This window comes from Terricaulis silvestris, from assembly GCF_009792355.1.
In the GTDB taxonomy this organism is placed as follows: domain Bacteria; phylum Pseudomonadota; class Alphaproteobacteria; order Caulobacterales; family Aquidulcibacteraceae; genus Vitreimonas; species Vitreimonas silvestris.
Window position 1 is genome coordinate 2,676,666 of sequence record NZ_CP047045.1, and the last position, 14,797, is coordinate 2,691,462.

Annotated in this window: 13 protein-coding genes; 8 read left to right on the forward strand and 5 right to left on the reverse strand. The window is 64.7% G+C overall.

Annotation, left to right across the window (positions count from 1 at the left end; genetic code table 11):
* Positions 1–87 precede the first annotated feature (87 nt).
* On the forward strand, positions 88–2,472 hold the full coding sequence (locus tag DSM104635_RS13760; RefSeq protein ID WP_407703491.1) for a UvrD-helicase domain-containing protein: 2,385 nt from the start codon (positions 88–90) through the stop codon (positions 2,470–2,472).
* Here DSM104635_RS13760 and DSM104635_RS13765 read toward each other — a convergent pair.
* Complete coding sequence (locus tag DSM104635_RS13765) at positions 2,469–3,311, reverse strand: SIMPL domain-containing protein (RefSeq protein WP_158766753.1); 843 nt, start codon at positions 3,309–3,311, stop codon at positions 2,469–2,471. The genes DSM104635_RS13760 and DSM104635_RS13765 overlap by 4 nt on opposite strands.
* A 132-nt stretch (positions 3,312–3,443) precedes the next feature.
* Here DSM104635_RS13765 and DSM104635_RS13770 point away from each other — a divergent pair, with 132 nt between their 5' ends.
* Positions 3,444–4,289: a 50S ribosomal protein L11 methyltransferase gene (locus tag DSM104635_RS13770; RefSeq protein ID WP_158766754.1), complete on the forward strand. Its 846-nt coding sequence runs from the start codon at positions 3,444–3,446 to the stop codon at positions 4,287–4,289.
* On the opposite strand, the gene DSM104635_RS13775 is transcribed toward DSM104635_RS13770, so the two are convergent.
* On the reverse strand, positions 4,286–4,735 hold the full coding sequence (locus tag DSM104635_RS13775) for a hypothetical protein (RefSeq protein WP_158766755.1): 450 nt from the start codon (positions 4,733–4,735) through the stop codon (positions 4,286–4,288). The genes DSM104635_RS13770 and DSM104635_RS13775 overlap by 4 nt on opposite strands.
* 118 nt (positions 4,736–4,853) lie before the next feature.
* On the opposite strand from DSM104635_RS13775, the gene DSM104635_RS13780 reads away from it, so the two are divergent.
* The 4 genes from DSM104635_RS13780 to DSM104635_RS13795 are packed head-to-tail and all read left to right on the forward strand — an operon-like array spanning position 4,854 to position 8,157.
* Positions 4,854–6,665, forward strand: a complete 1,812-nt coding sequence (locus DSM104635_RS13780; RefSeq protein WP_158766756.1) for an aminopeptidase P family protein — start codon at positions 4,854–4,856, stop codon at positions 6,663–6,665.
* A 10-nt stretch (positions 6,666–6,675) separates the two neighbouring features.
* The gene (locus DSM104635_RS13785) at positions 6,676–7,080 is read left to right on the forward strand and encodes a nuclear transport factor 2 family protein (protein WP_158766757.1); all 405 of its coding nucleotides are present in this window, start codon (positions 6,676–6,678) and stop codon (positions 7,078–7,080) included.
* Positions 7,081–7,099: 19 nt separating this feature from the next.
* A complete protein-coding gene (locus DSM104635_RS13790) occupies positions 7,100–7,762 on the forward strand; it encodes a hypothetical protein (RefSeq protein ID WP_158766758.1) in 663 nt (220 codons plus the stop codon).
* Positions 7,762–8,157, forward strand: coding sequence for a nuclear transport factor 2 family protein (locus tag DSM104635_RS13795; protein ID WP_228445696.1), 396 nt, complete (start codon positions 7,762–7,764; stop codon positions 8,155–8,157). The genes DSM104635_RS13790 and DSM104635_RS13795 overlap by 1 nt, the downstream gene beginning before the upstream one ends.
* Positions 8,158–8,227: 70 nt before the next feature.
* Here DSM104635_RS13795 and ligA read toward each other — a convergent pair whose 3' ends face one another.
* From ligA to lpxC, 3 genes are all read right to left on the reverse strand, one after another.
* Positions 8,228–10,558, reverse strand: a complete 2,331-nt coding sequence (ligA, locus tag DSM104635_RS13800; protein WP_158766759.1) for an NAD-dependent DNA ligase LigA — start codon at positions 10,556–10,558, stop codon at positions 8,228–8,230.
* Positions 10,559–10,581: 23 nt separating this feature from the next.
* Complete coding sequence (locus DSM104635_RS13805) at positions 10,582–11,442, reverse strand: outer membrane protein assembly factor BamD (protein WP_158766760.1); 861 nt, start codon at positions 11,440–11,442, stop codon at positions 10,582–10,584.
* 113 nt (positions 11,443–11,555) lie between these two features.
* A complete protein-coding gene (gene lpxC, locus DSM104635_RS13810) occupies positions 11,556–12,482 on the reverse strand; it encodes a UDP-3-O-acyl-N-acetylglucosamine deacetylase (RefSeq protein WP_228445697.1) in 927 nt (308 codons plus the stop codon).
* Positions 12,483–12,621: 139 nt separating this feature from the next.
* Here lpxC and DSM104635_RS13815 point away from each other — a divergent pair, with 139 nt between their 5' ends.
* Both DSM104635_RS13815 and DSM104635_RS13820 read left to right on the forward strand, forming a co-directional pair.
* Entirely contained in the window at positions 12,622–14,340 is a 1,719-nt protein-coding gene (locus DSM104635_RS13815) for a hypothetical protein (RefSeq protein ID WP_158766762.1), read from the forward strand.
* A 55-nt stretch (positions 14,341–14,395) separates the two neighbouring features.
* Positions 14,396–14,788 carry a DUF2946 family protein gene (locus tag DSM104635_RS13820; protein WP_158766763.1) on the forward strand — a complete coding sequence of 131 codons (393 nt, stop codon included), beginning with the start codon at positions 14,396–14,398 and terminating at the stop codon, positions 14,786–14,788.
* Positions 14,789–14,797: the final 9 nt, after the last annotated feature.

Below are 14,797 nucleotides of genomic sequence, written 5' to 3' on the forward strand. Positions count from 1 at the left end.
CGGGTTCCGGCGCGACCTCGCATGCTGTGGTTGCGGGCACTATGTTCTCGGTTCGTGCTAGGATGCGCGTTTACGGATCGAATCGAGTTGAACGACAGCGTGGAGAATTTGCCGATCTCGCAGCGCGCGGCCGCCGCGCCGCCGTACGTCGCGTCGCTCAATCCTGAGCAGCGCGCGGCGGTGGAGGCGTTGGATGGCCCTGTGTTGGTGCTCGCCGGCGCGGGTACCGGCAAGACGCGCGTTCTGACGACGCGGCTGGCGCATCTGCTCTCAAGCGGCCGCGCCAAGCCGTGGGGCGTGCTCGCGGTGACGTTCACGAACAAAGCGTCGCGCGAAATGCGCGAGCGCGTGGAGAAGCTGCTCGGCCCCGGCGGCGGCGGTTTGCCGTGGCTCGGCACGTTTCACTCCATCAGCGCACGCATGCTGCGGACGCACGCCGAACTGGTCGGGCTGAAAAACAACTTCACCATCCTGGATCCCGACGATCAGATCCGGCTGATGAAGCAGATCATCGACGCCGAAGGCATCGATGAAAAGCGCTGGCCTGGGCGGCAGCTCGCCGGGCTGATCGACAGCTGGAAGAACCGCGCGCTGACGCCGGAGAAAGTGCCGAAGAACGAAGCGTTCGCGTTCGCCGACGGCGCGGGCGTGAAGCTCTACGCCATTTACCAGGCGCGGCTGCGAATTTTGAATGCGTGTGATTTCGGCGATCTGCTGATGCACATGATTGACGTGTTTCAGCGCCATCCTGATGTGCTGCAGACGTATCACCGCAAGATCAGCCACATGATGGTGGACGAGTATCAGGACACTAACGTGGCGCAGTATCTGTGGCTGCGCTTGTTGGCGCAGGCGTCGAAGAATCTCTGCGTCGTCGGCGACGACGATCAATCGATCTATGGCTGGCGCGGCGCCGAGGTCGATAACATCCTACGCTTCGAGCACGACTTTCCGGGCGCCAAGGTGGTGCGGCTGGAGCGCAACTACCGCTCCACCGGCCACATCCTGGCGACGGCGTCGCATCTGATCGCCAACAATCGCGGCCGGCTGGGAAAGACTCTCTTCACCGACGATGAAGACGGCAATCGCGTGAAAGTGCGCGGCGTCTGGGATGGCGAAGCCGAAGCGCGGCTGATCGCCGACGACATTGAGCAATGGCGTCAAGGCAATCGCTCCTATGCGGAGTGCGCCGTGTTGGTGCGGGCGGCGTGGCAGATGCGGGCGTTCGAAGAACGCTTCCTGATGCTGCGGATTCCGTACAAGGTCATCGGCGGGCCGCGATTCTTCGAACGCGCCGAAGTGCGCGATGTGCATGCGTACCTGCGACTAATCCGCTCCGAGGACGACGACCTGGCGTTCGAACGCATCGTCAATCAGCCGAAGCGTGGCGTCGGCGAAGGCACGGTGCAGAAGCTGCACGCGCATGCCGGCAAGCCGCCGGTGCGCTTTGTCACCGATAATGGCCCGTTGTTCGACGAAGACACCGGCGAAGTCGTCACGGAGCAAGCCGAAGCGCCGGGCGGGGCGACGCGTTTTCGCACGCTGATCGGCGCCGCGCGCGAGATGACCATCACGGACGAGCTGCCGCTGAAGGCGCGTACGGCGTTGCGCTCGTTCCTGAGCGATCTCGATCGCTGGCGCGAGAAGTCGCGGGAGATCAGTCATGTCGAGCTGGCGGAAATCGTGCTCGACGAGAGCGGCTACACCGAGATGCTGCGCAACGACAAATCTCCGCAAGCGCAGACGCGGCTCGAAAACTTGAAGGAATTGGTCCAGTCGATGGGCCAGTACGACACGCTGGAAGCATATCTCGAACACGTCGCCCTGGTGCTCGACATCGAAGCCGAGAGCGACGGCGAGAACGTGCAGCTTTCAACGCTGCACGCTGCAAAGGGCTTGGAGTTTCCGCTCGTCTTCCTGCCCGGCTGGGAGGAGGAAGTTTTCCCCTCCAAGCGTTCGGTTGATGAGAACGGCGACAAGGGCCTCGAAGAAGAGCGCCGCCTCGCCTACGTCGGCATCACACGCGCACGAGAGAGCGCGCGGATCTCGTTCGCGGCAAATCGGCAGATTTACGGGCGCTGGCAAGTTGTGTTGCCGTCGCGCTTCATCGATGAATTGCCGGCGGCGAACGTCGATGCGGTGAGCGAGACTGGCTACGGCATGCAAGCGCCGGGCGTGCGCGACATGGCGGTGGAGCCCTTCTCCTCCGGCTATCAATCGCCGGGCTGGCGCCGCGCGCAGGAACGCGGTGCGTTCAAAGGCAAGCCGCCGGTGATCGACGGCGAAGCACGCCTCGTCGCGCGCAGCGGCGACGGTGACGCGCACTACCGCCGCGGCGACCGCATCTTCCACCAGAAGTTCGGCTACGGCCAAGTCCGCATGGTCGATGGCAACAAGCTCACCGTGGACTTCGACAAAGCCGGCGAAAAGCGCGTGATCGACAGCTTCGTCGTGCCGGCTAGCGCGGCTTAGCCGACCGCGTAAACAGCGCAGACCTGTGCGGTCAGCTCCAGCGGCGGTACATCCTCCGGCAATTGCATGCGCGCGATATCTTCGGACGTCAGCCTGAGTTCGCGCGCACGCGTCCCGGTGACGACGATCTCGTCTCCGCCCTCATACACGGCGGTCGGCGCATTCTGCACGCTGCCGCCGCGATCGCGAGCCGCGCCCGATTGCCAACGGCCCAGACACGGGCCCTGCCCGTCCTGAAGCACCAGCAAACCGCCCAACGAAGCACCGGACGCTTCCGCCGCTACGCGCGCTCGCGCCGCCGCGTCCTGAACCGCGGCGCGATACGCCCGCAAGCGGGAGGGCGCATTCTCGTCCAGTGTGTAGCTCAGGTCGCTCGTCTCTTCAGGCCCGACCGCCATTGCGGCAGCGCGGACGTTGGCCGCGCGAGCGACGTCATTGACGACAACGCTCAGCGTCACGCTAACGGCGTAGTTCTCGACCTGATCGGCGCGTTCGCTGGATAGTCGCTCGCCTTCGCGGTTACGGTACTCTTCGTGAATAGCCTCGACGTCAGCGCTCGATGTGATGCGCACGCCGTCACCGCCTCGCGAGCGAATGGCGGCTGCGGCGAGGCGTGCGCGATCAGACGCCGCGAACATCGCGTCTCGCGAACTATCGTCAACCTCGCGGAAAGTCACTGAAAACGACGCCGTATCCGCTGGCACGTCGATTTGCGCGCGGCCGATCGCTTCGATGACACTTCGATCTAGCCAATAGGGTCGCTCAAAAGTCGCCTCTTGCGCGAACGCTGGCGATAGCGCGCTTACGCTGATTGCTGCGGCAAGTATCGTGCGCATCATAGTGCACCCCCAAATGTCCTCCGAGAATGGCACGGTAGCAATTCGGCATACAGTGGCCCCTCACAATTTGGTGCAATCACTGAGTTGTGCGGCCGGGTGACAAGACCTGCCGAAATCCGTATGCGCTCCCCCATGCTCCTCCTCACCGCCCTTGGCACGTTCACCCAAATCCGCGCGGCGGCGGATGAGTTGGATCGGCATGATCCCTCGCCTGCCGACGCCGTAAGCTGGTTCGAAGAAAAGCCGGGCAAGTTTCGCATCGAAGTCTACGTGCCGACGAAGCAGGACGCGGCGAGCGTCGAGGCCATCGTCGGCGCCGCCGCGCCTGAGCTGCACATGAAGACGAAGAAGGTCGCCGCTAAGGATTGGGTGGCGATGTCGCTTGAGGGGCTGCCGGCGGTGCGCGCGGGGCGCTTCATCGTGGCGGGCGCGCATGCGCTCGCGAACGAAGTCGGCGGACGCACCAAAGTTTGGATCGAGGCGAGCGAAGCGTTCGGCACCGGGCATCACGGCACCACCTGGGGCTGCCTGATGGCCCTTGAAGGCAAGCTGCGTGAACGTCGCGTGGAGCGCGTGCTCGATGTCGGTGCGGGCTCCGGCGTACTGGCGATTGCGGCGGCGAAGTGCGGGGCAGACGCGCTGGCGATCGAGATCGATCACCGCGCGGCGGCAATCGCCGAGATCAACGCCAAGCAGAACAAAGTCGCCAACCGTATGCGGGTGATCGCCGGAGACGGCGCGCGCTACATTGCTGGCAAGCAGTTCGACCTCGTGTTCGCCAACATCTTGATGCGACCGCTGATCAGGCTCGCGCCGAAGCTCACGCGCGTTGTCGAGCCCGGCGGCACGCTTATCCTCTCCGGCCTGCTCCGCACACAAGCGCCGCTCGTGCGTGAAGCCTACGCCAATCGCGGGCTCATTCTGGAGCGCCAGATTCCGCGCGAAGCGTGGATGACGTTGGTGTGGAAGAAGCCCTAACGGCTGTAGACGTTGAACGCGTACCAACACGGCTGGCCGGCGCAGCGCTGCATCAATGCTTCGATGTCGTAATTGCCGGTGACGGTTGGCCGGATGTGCACGATCGGCACCGCGTCATCGAGAACATCTTGTCCGACCAGCTGTCCGTTGGGGCCAAACAATCTGAGATCCAGATCGCGGCAGCGCGCATCACACACGCCGAAGATGCGATAGTCCTGCCCCGCGCGTAGCATCACAGTGTTGCGGCGGGCGCCGCGCTCGGCCAAGCCGCCTGAGAACGGCCCGGCGGCGCGTGAGTAACCGTTCTGCGTGAGCAATTCTTCGCCACGCGCCAGGCGCTGGGCGAGCTCGCGCGCGAACGGGTCGGGCACCTGCGCGGCGGCGGGGATCGCCGTCAGCGCAAGCGCCGCCAGTGCGACCGCCGCTCTTTTGACCCACGAACCCATGCGATCTCCGCGGCCCCATGGCCGGATTTTCGGAGGTACGGTCTTATACCTCCGACCCGAAACGCCTAGACTCTTGGCACTGAACCAGCCCTGAACCCGGCTCTTAAGGACGCAAGACGTGTTCCAGACCTATGACGATCCCGGCGGCCCCGCACTCGGCCGTAAGCATCTGCCCCGCTTGAGAAAAGCTCTGAAGGCCGCGGGCCTCGACGGCTTCATCGTGCCGCACGAGGATGAATGGCAGAACGAATACGTGCCGCCCGCATATGACCGTCTGGCCTGGACCACGGGCTTTACCGGATCGGCAGGCGCAGCGGTGGTGCTGGGCGACGAGGCGGCGGTTTTCACCGACGGGCGCTACACGCTGCAGGTCCGCGCGCAGGTCGATGGCGCGCTGTTCGAGTATCGCGATCTGATCGATGGGGGTGTGCCGGCATATCTGCGCGAGCGCGGCAAGCCGGGCATGCGCATCGGCTATGACCCAAAATTGCACAGCCCGGACAGCTTGGATCGCCTGCGCGTTGCAGCCGAAGGGTCAGGCGCGCAGCTTGTGCCGCTCGCGCGCAATCCGATCGATGAAATCTGGGACGACCGCCCGCCTGTGCCGATGGCGAAGGTGGTGCCGCAGCAGGAGAGCTACACTGGCGAGAGCGCTGCTTCGAAACGCGCGCGGTTGGGCGATGGTTTGAAGGATGAGAGCGCCGACGCGGTGGTGATCACCTCGCCCGCTTCGATCGCGTGGCTGTTCAACGTGCGCGGCGGCGACGTCGCGCGCACGCCGCTGCCGCTCGGGGAAGCTGTGCTGCGATCGGATGGCACGGCGGATCTGTTTCTCGCTGACGAGAAGGTATCGCCCGAGCTGAAGCAGTGGCTGGGCAACCAAGTCGCGGTGAAGCCGAGCGAGGAGCTGCAGCCGACTTTGGCGTCGATGCGCGGCAAACGCGTGCGACTCGATCCTGCGACCGCGAGTGCTTGGTACTTTGAGGAGTTGAAAACGGCCGGCGCCGAGATCGTGCGCGGGACCGACCCGGTTGTGCTGCCGCGCGCTTGCAAGAATGCGGCGGAGATCGACGGATCGCGCAAAGCGCACACGCGCGACGGCGCGGCGGTGTCGCGCTTCCTGCATTGGCTCGCGACGGATGGCCAGACCGGCAAGGTGCAGGAGATCGAAGCGTGCCAGAAGCTTGAGAGCTTCCGCGCTGACACGCGCGCGCTGCAAGATTTGTCGTTCGACTCCATTTCCGGCGCTGGCCCGAACGGCGCCATCGTGCACTATCGAGTCACCACCAAGACCAATCGCCGCCTCGCGCGCGGCTCGTTGTTCCTGATCGATAGCGGTGGCCAATATCTCGACGGCACCACCGACATCACCCGCACCGTCGCCATCGGCCGCGCATCGCCCGAAATGAAGGATCGCTTCACCCGTGTTCTCAAAGGCCACATCGCGCTCTCGCGCGTGCGCTTTCCGAAAGGCACGACAGGACACCAGCTCGACGCGCTGGCGCGGATGAGCTTGTGGGAAGGCGGCCTCGATTACGATCACGGCACTGGCCACGGGGTCGGCGTTTATCTCGGCGTGCACGAAGGTCCGCATCGCATCGCGAAAATGGTCAACACCCAGCCGCTCGAGCCGGGCATGATCGTTTCCAACGAGCCCGGCTACTACAAGACCGGCGCCTACGGCATTCGCATCGAGAACCTGCAAGTCGTCACGCCTGCGTCAGACATTGAAGGCGGCGAGCGGCCGATGCTTGGTTTCGAAACGCTGACGCTGGCGCCGATCGCACGGGAGCTGATCGTGAAGAAGCTCCTGACCAAGGACGAAATCGCCTGGGTCGATAGCTACCACGCGACAGTCTGGGAGAAGATCGGGCCGCAGCTTGATGGCGAAGCGAAAACCTGGCTCGAGGCCGCGACAAAGCCGCTTTAGGAGATAAGTTGTGAGCACAGAGGCCAACGTCGCCGTCGCGCGGCAATTCTACGATTGCTTTAGCGCCGGCGACCTCGAAGGCGTGATGGCGACCATGAGCGAAGACGCGCGCTTTCGCGTGCCGGGCAAGCCCGATGAGTTCGGTTCAGCGGGCTGGTACGATAAAGCCAAGATCCGGCGCTTGTTCGAGTTGATGATCAGCCGGCTCAAGAACGGCCTGCGCATGGAAGTGCTGAGCGTGCTGGCTGATGGCGACCGCGTTGCGCTGGAAGTCGCTTCCGATGGCGAACTCGAAAATGGGCGGCGCTACAACAACGAGTACTTCGTGCTGTTCACGATCGCCAACGGCAAGATCAAGGAAGTGCGCGAGTACAATGACACGCTGCACGCGTACAAAACGTGGATAGAGGACTGAGCGGCCAAAGGGGGAGCGAATGTTTGTGGGCCACTATGCGGCCGCGATGGCGGCGAAAGCGATCGAGCCGAAGGCGCCGATGTGGACGCTCGCGGCGGCGTCTCAGCTGATCGACATCGGCTGGTCGGCGTTCATCATCACGGGCGTTGAACACGCGCGCGTCGATCCCGCCCTGCCCGGCTCGACGCTGGTGCTCTACGACATGCCGTGGACGCATTCGTTGCCGGCAGTGCTGGTTTGGAGCATCGCAGCGGCGTTGTTGGTGAAGCTGCTGCTGCGCTTGCCGTGGTGGGCGAGCACCGTCGTGGGCCTCACCGTGTTTTCGCACTGGGTGCTCGATTATCTCGTGCATCGTCCTGACCTCCAGCTTTGGCCAGGCGGCGAAAGCGTGGGCCTGGCGCTCTGGAATTATCCCGTGCCCGAACAGGCGGTGGAGATGGGATTGCTCGCGGTGTGCGGCGCCGTTTGGGTGGCGAGCCGCAAGGCGCTTGGGCGATTTGCTTGGCCGGCGATTGGGTTCATCGCGTTTCTGGTTGTGCTTCAGATCGTGGCGATGCTTTCGCCGCAACCGGCGGGTGAACTTGGGCCAGAGAGCGGCGTCACGATCCTGGTGATTTACGTTGTCGTCGCGGCGATCGCCGCGCTCACGGATTTGCGCGGCAAGCGCAAGGAGGCAAGCTGATGTCCAACATTGAACCGGTCCGCGCGCTCTACGCCGCATTCGCCAAAGGCGACATGCCCGCAGCGCTCGCCACCATGGCGCCGGACATCGTTTGGAACGAAGCTGAGAACTACCCCTACGCCGATCGCAATCCGTACATCGGGCCGGAAGCGGTGTTGCACGGTGTGTTCGCGCGCATTGGTGGCGACTGGGAAGGGTTCGCGGCGACGCCGGACGAATTTATCGACGGCGGCGATACCATCGTTTCGCTAGGCCACTACACCGGCACGTTCAAAGCGACCGGCAAGCCAATGCGCGCGCAGTTCGCGCACGTGTGTCGCGTCAAGGACGGCAAGATCGCGAGCTTTCAGCAATATGCGGACACACTGGGGACTGCGGTGGCGATGGGCCGTTAAGCAATATGGACCGCCGGCGCCCTCGCCGGCTTGCGCCGGAGCTGGCCGGCGAGGGCGCCGGCGGTCCATATTAGCGGCTGAGTTCGATCCAAGCGTCTTCGTCGATCACCTTGACGCCATGCTTTTCGGCTTCCGCCAGCTTAGAGCCGGCGCCTGGGCCGGCGACGACTAGATTGGTCTTCGCCGACACGCTGCCCGATACCTTGGCGCCGAGCGAAATCGCGCGCGCTTTGGCTTCGTCGCGTGTCATTTTCTCCAGCGTGCCGGTGAACACGATGGTGAGGCCGGCGACTTTGCTTGAAGTCGCCGCGCGCGGCTGATCCTGCGGCGTGACGTGCTTCAGCAGCCGCTTCAGCGCATCGGTGTTGTGCGGCTCGGAGAAAAAATCGACCAGGTGATCGGCAGCGACGGGGCCGACGCCATCGACTCGCTCGAGCTCGAGAAAATCCTCGCCAGGCGCCTGTTTGGCGGCAGCTTTGATCGCGGCGATAGCTTCTGGCATCGTGCCGAAGGCGCCGATCAAGCCATCCCAAGCCTTATGCGTCACGCCCTTGATCTTCGGTGCGTCACCGGCATCGAACAGATAAGCGCTCGCCTTCAACGCCGGTGCAGCCGTCAGCAATGCCGCACGCGCGCCGCCGCCGACACCAGGCACGCGCTCCAGCGCTTCATACGCTTCGCCTGGGCGCGCCTTCACAGCGGCCTTCATTGCCGCTTCGAACGCGCCCCAGCTTTCAAACCGTCGCGCAATGACGCCAGCGGTGGTTTCGCCGATGTCGCGGATTCCGAGGCCGTAGAGGAAGCGCGCGAACTCCGGTTCGCGGCGCGCGTCGATTGAGGCGAGCAAATTGGTGACGCTTTTTTCGCCGTACCCTTCGCGCGTGGTCAATTCATCGCGATGTTCGCCGAGGCGGAAGATATCCGCGGGCTCCTTGACCCAACCCAGTTCGTAGAATTCTTCGATCTGCTTTGAGCCCAGACCTTCAATGTCCAGCGCGCGGCGCGCGACGAAATGGATCAGGCGCTCCACCGCTTGCGCCGGGCAATTCAGGCCGCCGGTGCAGCGGGCGATGACGCCCTCCTCGCCTGGCTCAAGTTCGCGCGCGACATGGCTGCCGCAGACGGGGCACTTCTTGGGAAAATCGAAACGCCTACGACGTTTGTGTGCGTCGTCGTCCAGCACGTCAACGATCTGCGGGATCACGTCGCCGGCGCGTTGCACCGTAACAGTATCGCCAACGCGGAGATCCTTGCCGCCTCGGATCGGGCCGCCATCGGCTCCAACGCTGCGGATATAGTCGGCGTTGTGCAGCGTCACGTTGGTGACGGTGACGCCGCCGACGAACACCGGCTTCAAGCGCCCCACCGGCGTCAGTGAACCGGTGCGGCCGACTTGGATATCGATGCCTTCGAGAATGGTTTGCTGCTGCTCTGCCGCGAACTTGTGCGCGATGGCCCAACGCGGACTGCGCGAGACGAAGCCAAGGCGCTGCTGCAGCGCGAGCGAGTCTACTTTGTAAACGACGCCGTCGATCTCATAGGCAAACTTCTCGCGGCCAGCGAGGATGCTCTCGTAGATCGCCAGCAATTCTTCGGCGTTCTTGGCGCGCTTGATGCCGGCAAGGGGGAAGCCAAGCTTGGCCAAGCGCTGCACAGAATCGAATTGCGTATCGGCGAGCGGCTCGGACAGCTCGCCCCAGCCGTGGGCGAAGAATTTCAGCGGCCACGTCGCGGTTACTTTCGCATCGAGCTGGCGCAGCACGCCCGCCGCAGAGTTGCGCGGATTGACGTACGTCTTCTTGCCCTCGGCTTCGAACTTCGCGTTCATTTTCGCGAACGCGGCTTTCTCCATATAGACTTCACCGCGCACTTCGAGCACGGCGGGCGCGCCTTTGATGGTGTGCGGAATGTCGCCGATGGTGCGGAGATTGGCGGTGACGTCCTCGCCTTCGCGGCCATCGCCGCGCGTGGCGCCTTGCACGAACTTGCCGTTTTCGTAGCGGAGCGACGCCGAGAGTCCGTCGATCTTTGGCTCGGCGGTGATGATCGGCGGCGTGCCGAGATTGAGGAAACGCTGGACGCGCTGAACGAAGCTCCGTGCGTCATCGGCGTCGAACGCATTGTCGAGCGAGAGCATCGGCACGGCGTGGCGGACTTTGCCGAACTTCTCCGTCGGCGCAGAACCGACGCGGAGTGTGGGACTATCTTCGCGCACCAGATCCGGGAATCGCGCTTCGATCGCGTTGTTGCGATTGCGGAGTTTGTCGTACTCGGCGTCGGAAATTTCCGGCGCGTCCTTGCCGTGATAGAGCTTGTCGTGGCGCGCAATCTCGGCGGCGAGGCGCTCAAGCTCGCCTGCCGCTTCTTTTGCCGTGAGCTTATCGATTGCTTTGTCGCTCAACCGCCCCTCCCCGTTGGAGGCGCCTAGAACACCGCGCCGAAAGTGCGCCCGAACCAGCCGCGGCGCTCGGCTTCTTCAGACGCCACCGGCGCGACGCCCACTTCGGTCATTAGCGTGAAGGAACGTTCGTACCATTCATTGCCGGGATAATTGTGGCCGAGGATAGCGGCCGAGCGCTGGGCTTCTTCGGTCATGCCCATGGTGAGATACGCTTCCACCAAACGATGCAGCGCTTCCGGCACGTGCGACGTGCGCTGATAGTTCGGGTTCTCGATCACAGTGCGGAAGCGGTTCACCGCCGCCAGTTCCTGATCGCGCATCAGATAGAAGCGGCCGACTTCCATCTCCTTGCCGGCGAGCTGGTCATAGACCATGTCGAGCTTCAGCCGTGCGTCGCGCGCGTACGGGCTTTCCGGATAGCGGCGGACCACATCGTTCAGCGCCGCCAGCGCGCGCTCGGTGGTGCCCTGATCGCGGCCGACATCGAGGATGCGCTCGAATTGCGAGACAGCGACGAGGTAGTACGCGTAAGGCGCGCTTTCGTTGCCGGGGTGCAGCGCGATGAAACGCTGCGCGTCTTCGATGGCGTCGTCGTACTGGTTCGCCGAATAGTGTGTGTAGGCTTCCATCAGCATCGCGCGGCGCGCCCATGACGAATACGGGTGCTGACGCTCGACTTCCTCGAACGACGCCAGCGCCAGCGCGTAGCGGCGGCGGTCGAGCTGATCGGCGCCGCGGTTGTAAAGCTCCGCTACCGGCTCATCGACATATTGTTCGTTTTCGCGGGCGCGATCGCCGCCGCCCAGCATACTGCACGCTCCGAGGCTGCCGGCCATCATCGCGGTGGCGACGGCGCGCAAAAGGAGCGACTTACGAGAGTTCATTACCCGGCCTCTTTTTGCTCAGGACAAAGGGCGCGCCGAAGCACTTGCCCTGGCTGATACAGGAAGGCGCGCAGAGAGCAAAGCGCCTGCGGCTGTCGCACGAACGGTGAAAATCAGCCTACGGCGGCCACGAGAGCCGGTGCGACCTCGCGCAGGGTTTCTTCCGCCTCGCCGTGCTCCCAGCGCCACGCTTCTGGCGTGTCCAGGAGGGCGCGGACGAGCCGGGCGTTTAGCGCATGGCCCGGCTGGTCGGCCACAAAGCGGCCACAAATCGGAGCGCCAGCAAGGCTGAGATCGCCGACGGCGTCCAAGAGCTTGTGGCGGACGAATTCGTCATCGAAGCGAAGCCCTTCCGGGTTCATCACCCGGCCGGAATCGACGACCAGAGTGTTGTCCATCGAAGCGCCACGGCCGAGGCCAGCGGCGCGCATGGCATCGACGTCCGACATAAAGCCGAATGTGCGGGCGTCAGCGATGTCCGCAAGGAACGTGTCAGCCGAGAGCTGCACGGTGCGGCGCTGCACGCCGATCGCAGCGTCGGCGAAGCGGATGGTGACGTCGAGATCCAGGCCTTCGAACGCGTCAGACGGCAGCAGGGCAGCACTTTTTGAGCCCATGCGGACTTCGATCGCCTCAAGGATACGAATGTAACGCTGCGGTGCGTGTTGTTCTTTCAGCCCGGCGTTCAGCAGCACCTGAACGAACGGCGCGGACGAACCGTCGAGGATCGGCACTTCGGGGCCGTCCACTTCGACGATCATGTTGTCGACGCCCAAGCCGGCGCAGGCCGACATTAGATGTTCGACAGTCGCGATCTCGACACCGGCCTTGTTGGCCAGTGTGGTGCAATTGCGGGTTTCGGAAACAGAGTCAGCGTGGGCGCGAATGGCGTTATCGACGACGCCGCGCACATCGGTGCGGACGAACACAATGCCGGTATCCACAGGCGCTGGCGACAGCACCATGCGGACGTGGGAGCCGGAATGAACTCCAATACCCGCACACACAGCCGGGCCTGCTATAGTTTGCTGGCGACGCAACGTAGGCACCTTTGTGTCCCCCCAAAGGGATTTGGGCCCCCCGACCCAAGGCTTCAGATACGGGCAGGTTCCCGCCGCCACAACACACGTTGCGTTACGGTTTGTGACTATTAACCAGTGTGGCGGAAGTTGCTGAAATATGGACGAAAAACAGCCTCCACAAGTCAACGCAGAAGCCCTGTTTACAGAGGCTCAAACCGGCGGTCCAGGCGCGGCTTTGGCGGCACGGCGGGCCGCGTTATTGGCCGAACGGAGCGACCCTGCCCTAGCGCGAAAGGCGCTGGCCCTCGCCGCGAGGCTCGAGCCGCTCGATCCGACGCCGCGTCTGGCGCTGGCGCGGCTACATGCGGAGAGCGGCGATCTGGCGGCCGCGCGGGCAGAAGCGTCGGCGGTTCTGAAGGAGGCGATCGACAAGGCGGCGCAAGCGCGCGCGGCCTTCATGTTGGGCGAAATGGCGCGGGTGAGCGCCGACGCTGCAGCGGCGCGGACGCACTTCGAGCTGGTGCTGCGGATCGAGGACGGCTTGCTCGCCGCCAATCGCAGCGATCCCACCGCGGCGCGCTGGTACGCGCGGGCGCGGGGGCGGCTCGCGGAACTGGACGCTGGCGCAGGCCATCTGGATCGGGCGCGAGCCGGCGCTGAAGGCGCGCTCGCGATGCTGCGCGGCGCGGCGGCGCAAATCGGTGAGCCGCCGGTGCTGGCGGCGGACATCGCCGACGCAGAGATGCGGCTGGGCGCACTTGAGTTGGACACAGGCGAAGCCAACTCGGCGCGCCGTCGGCTTGGCGAAGCGATTGGGCGTTACGAGGCGTTGGCCATCACCGAAAAACACGAGCCGCATTGGCGCGCTGTGCTGGCGGATGCGTGGGCGCTCGCGGCGGAGGCGGATTACGTACGCGGCGCGGCAGATGCGGCGCGTGCTGCGATGGACAAGGCACTGCAGGCGCGCATTCGCTTGGCGACGAAGCATCCGGAAGAAGCGTGGGCGCTCGCGGGCACGTGGCGGTTGCGCGCCGCATTGCGCGCGGCGCTTGGCGACGCACAGGCCGCCGCTGAATCGTTGCAGCAGGCGCGGGCGCTGGCGGAAGCGTTGTGCTTGCAGTCCGCTGACGCGGACGTCTCGGCGCGGTTTTTGGTCAACACCCTGCTCGATCAAGCCGATCATGCGCTGCGCAGCGGCGAACTCAATCAAGCGCGCGAAGCCGCCGACACCGCGCGCACGCAGGCCGAAGGATTTGCGTCGGAGCGGGTCGCTGTCGGGTATTGGCTTGGCCAGACCGCGGCGTGTTGGGATCGGCTGGGCGAGGTGGGACGTGCGGCTGGCGTGTTAGCGCAAGCGCAGGACGCATTCGCGCGCGCCGTTGAATTTCGCCGTCTAGCGCTGGACCACGAGCCACAGAGCGCGCTTGCCGCGCGTGCAGTGTCGAGCGCGCTGCTCAAGGTTGGCGAAATCGCGTTGCAAGCAGACGCGCCGGAATCCGCCCGGGCAGCATTCGGTGAGAGTGCTGCGGTGCGCGTGCGGCTTGCTGAGGCTTCACCGAACGATCGAACCGCTGCGCTCGGCTTGGCGACTGCGTTGGAGCGGCTTGGGCTTGCCGCGATGGCGTGCGGCGATCGCAACGCGGCGCGTCAAGCTTGGGAAGATGAGCTGATGCTGGCCGACCGCATCTTCGGCGACGACGACAGCCTGGAAGGGATGCGCTTTCGCGCCATTGTCGAAGCGCATTTAGCAAACGCCGGCGGCCCGGGCAGCGACGATCACCGCCGCACCTCGATGGCGCGGTTCGACGTGCTGTCGAAGGCGGGCGCGTTGACCGAGCGGGAAGCCGCGCTGCGGCGGAAGCTCTGGGGCAACTAGCCTGCGGCGCCGCGCCGCCGTGCTGGCGAGCGGGATTGGCTCTAGGGCTGGCGGCATGGGGAGCGGACTTCTGATGCGCTTGCGTGCGGCCGGGCTTGTGCTCGCGTTGGCGGCCATCACGTTCAAGGCGTTCCTCCCGCCCGGTTTCATGCCCGCAGAGCACGACGGGCGCGTCGGCATTGTGATGTGCTCCGGAGTCACGAACGCGGCCTCGCTGGATCTCTCGCGCAGCGATCACGCGCCATCTTCGCCGCGGCAGGACACGGCGGGCCAACACTGCCCATTCGCTGTTGCTGGCGCTGCGGCGTTTGCGCCGCATTTGATTGAAGTTGCGGCGCCAACCGAAGCGCCAATTTTCGTTGTCGCGGCAACGCCCCTTGCTACCCGTCCGCACGCGACGCGGATCGGCCCGCCGCTGCCGGCGCGAGGCCCTCCACTCCAAGCCTGAACCAAACAC